Source organism: Mycobacterium sp., from assembly GCF_049281135.1.
GTDB lineage: Bacteria > Actinomycetota > Actinomycetes > Mycobacteriales > Mycobacteriaceae > Mycobacterium.
Genome location: NZ_JBAPRN010000448.1, coordinates 1 through 2,873, shown reverse-complemented (window position 1 = coordinate 2,873; position 2,873 = coordinate 1). Strand labels below are relative to the sequence as shown.

The following is a 2,873-nucleotide window of genomic DNA, read 5'->3' as shown; positions in this document are numbered from 1 at the left end:
GGTGATGTACGGCGTGCCTGACATTTGCTCAATCAGGCCCATCAGTGTCGCTAAAACAAACATGAACCGGGACGTTACAAACAAGATCAATAATCGGCCAAAAATTGTGCGCCCCATCACCTTTGCGCCCAATACATGACGTGGATTACATTTTCTTGCAAAAAGACCTGCTAGATAAGGGTTTCCAAAGCGTCAATTCCACGCAGGTGGAAGAGTAACCCGTTCTTGACTTTTCGCTGAGCGATGACCCAGATGCAGCAACTTTAGGCCAAAAGCCCTGTTTAGCAAAGCGTTATCTATCGCTGTGAGCGGAATCTCGGTTAGGCGCCCTGCTTAGGCCCATCTACGCAGGCCAGTGACGCGGTTGCGCTGACTCTTCGTCAAGTTACCTGCAGGTTGCCGAGCTGCGTTCTGCGCTTTGGTTATCGAGCAGGGGGCAATTGCCGCGGCCCGTCGGGTGCACGTAGCTCAGCAGGCCCATCACGTTCAGCCAATTCGGGTTGCGCTTCCCGGCTTCCGGAGATCACCGAATGGCCTTTCGCGCGCCCCGCCAGCGGACGATGCGCCGAAACCGCCTGGGCCGCAGCAGCGCCTGCATTGAGATCGCTGTTGTCGCGGTCATCCTGCGAATGGGCCGAGACCGAGCTGTAGGCGGATGACGCGCCGGAGTCCTCCTCGGTTGCGACAGTGATCTTGTGAGTTCTTCTGAGCGAGAAGGTGATTTCCTCGAATTCTTCGATGACTTGGCGTGCAGTGCGAAGCGGATGCGTTGAGGTGTCGATCGCGCGGGCTACGAAATTCGGTACCAGTGGCCGGATCCAGCGAGCGGCTGCTCTGGTGACATCGGGGATCGTTGGAATCGACTGCGTGGCGGGCATATCGGGCGCCTCGACAATTGCCGGTAGATTCCTTGCCTCGCTCACCTCACTGGTCGCCGGCGCCGGCGTAGCGAGACTCGCGGCGTGCGCCTCGGCGGCGATCGGCAGATAGATGTCGTCGTCCACCGGTTCCGGGTCGGGTGTCGTGACCTCAATCGCGGCGCTCACCCGATGACGTAGCTGCGCGCGGTCGATTTCCGTCTGTGCCTCGACGGCCAGTCGGGCTTGTTCGAGTTGCTGTTCGGCCCACATGGTTTCGGCGGCCGCACGCACCTCCGCCCGTCTTACGGCGATCGCTGTATCGGCTTCCAACTCGGCCTTTTCACGTTCGGCGCGGGCCTGAGCGTGGCGATCATGGCTCGTGACCCCGCGCCACCGTCGCAGGATCAGTGGCAATACGCCCAGGGCTATGAAGAACCCGACCGTTAGCAAGCGCAGTGCCAGTGTGCCCGCGCCGGCCGACGTCAACTGCTGCATTGCGACCCAACGCGAGCCCAAATCGTGATCCGCGTCTGCGATCGCGCTCTGGCGCGCTTCGTCGAGTACCCGCTCGCCGTGGCTGATTTGGTCTTCCAGTCCGGGGACTCGTCGGTCGCGAGCCGCGATGGCTTGATCAAGTTCTTGCTGAGAGTCGGCGAGAAGCTCATTGGCCGTTCGGGTTTCGGGCCCGGAACCGGGTACGCCGGTGATTCGGGTCTGGGGACACGCCGGAGTCGGATGGTATTCGCAGCGGGCGACGACCAGCGCCTCGTCACGGTGTGCACGGGCCGCGTCGACGGCCTGGTCGAGCGCGACGCGTGCCTCGCGCATCTGCTGCAGGTTGCTCGATTGCTGGACAACGGCCGGCGCCGAAATGGCGTTGCGCGCGGCCTGTTGGTGGATCACGCGCTCAATCGAGCCGGAGAACAGCGCGAGCGCCGCGAATTCGCCGACGACCCCACCCAAAGCCATCACCAGGACGACGGCCAGCGCCGTCGTTCCGTGCCCGGCAGCACCGCGCGTCGGCCCGGTCGCGATCGCTCGGGCCGTCGCGCCCACCAACAGGGCGAATAGCAAGGTGAACGGGACCACGACCAGCGCCGACACGTGCACCGTCGGCATCACAGCGAGGGTCGTCACCAACCAGGTCAATACGACATCGACCAGCACAACCACGCCCGCGACCGCGTGGGTGGACCGCTCGTGACGTTCGTTGAGTTCACGACGGTCGGCTCCGCCCAGCCAGGTGAGCAAGGCCGATATCGACGAGCCTGCGGTTCGTGGTTCAGCAACTTGATGCGCGCACATCGGAGTCAGGTACCTCCAGAATCTGCCGACCAGAAAGGCCACGGCCGTGGATATCGAATCATTGGTGGGTGTGTGGTGCGGTTCACATACGCAACCGAGAGCCCATACCGGATCGCACCGGTGCGACGGCTGAATTCTCTCACAACTACACGGCTCAGACATCTAGCGCCGTCGAGCGATGCGGCAGGGCCGACACGATGGGATCTGCCGCAGTCTCGGAATGCCACGTGAGACGGTATTTACTATGCAGGGCTTTGAGTACGTGAGCTACGAGACGTTTGGGCGCCGATTCTTCGAAGTGGCCGTGACCGAAGAGCGCGTCGGCGCGGCGTTCGCCGCGATCGCGGGCAACAACTTCGACATGCCCCCGATGGCTCAGGGTCCGGGGAAGATCGCCAAAGTCAGCGCCAACGTGACCATCAAGCAACCGCAGGTCACCCGCAACGTCGACGACAGCATCACTTTTGACATTCACATCCCCCTGCTCATCGACCTTCTCGTCGACCTCAGAATCGACAAGCAGCGCTTCACGGTCGACGGCGACATCGGGCTGAGCGCGACCGCGCGCGCGGCTGAGCCGTTGCTGCTGATTGTCGACGTCGCAAAGCCGCGTCCGTCGGACATCACGGTCCACGTCTCGTCGAAAAGTATTCGCGGCGAGTTGTTGCGCGTCGTCGCCGGCGTCGACGCAGAGATCCGGCGCTTCAT

Annotated in this window: 2 protein-coding genes; one reads left to right on the top strand and one right to left on the bottom strand. The window is 62.5% G+C overall.

From position 1 onward, the window contains the following. Nucleotides 1-422: 422 nt before the first annotated feature. The gene (locus WAN02_RS18200) at nucleotides 423-2,165 is read right to left on the bottom strand and encodes a DUF4407 domain-containing protein (protein WP_422265647.1); all 1,743 of its coding nucleotides are present in this window, start codon (nucleotides 2,163-2,165) and stop codon (nucleotides 423-425) included. A gap of 244 nt (nucleotides 2,166-2,409) precedes the next feature. Here WAN02_RS18200 and WAN02_RS18195 point away from each other — a divergent pair. Next, nucleotides 2,410-2,873, top strand: a 464-nt coding sequence (locus tag WAN02_RS18195) for a hypothetical protein (protein WP_422265646.1), incomplete at its 3' end; no start/stop codon positions are given.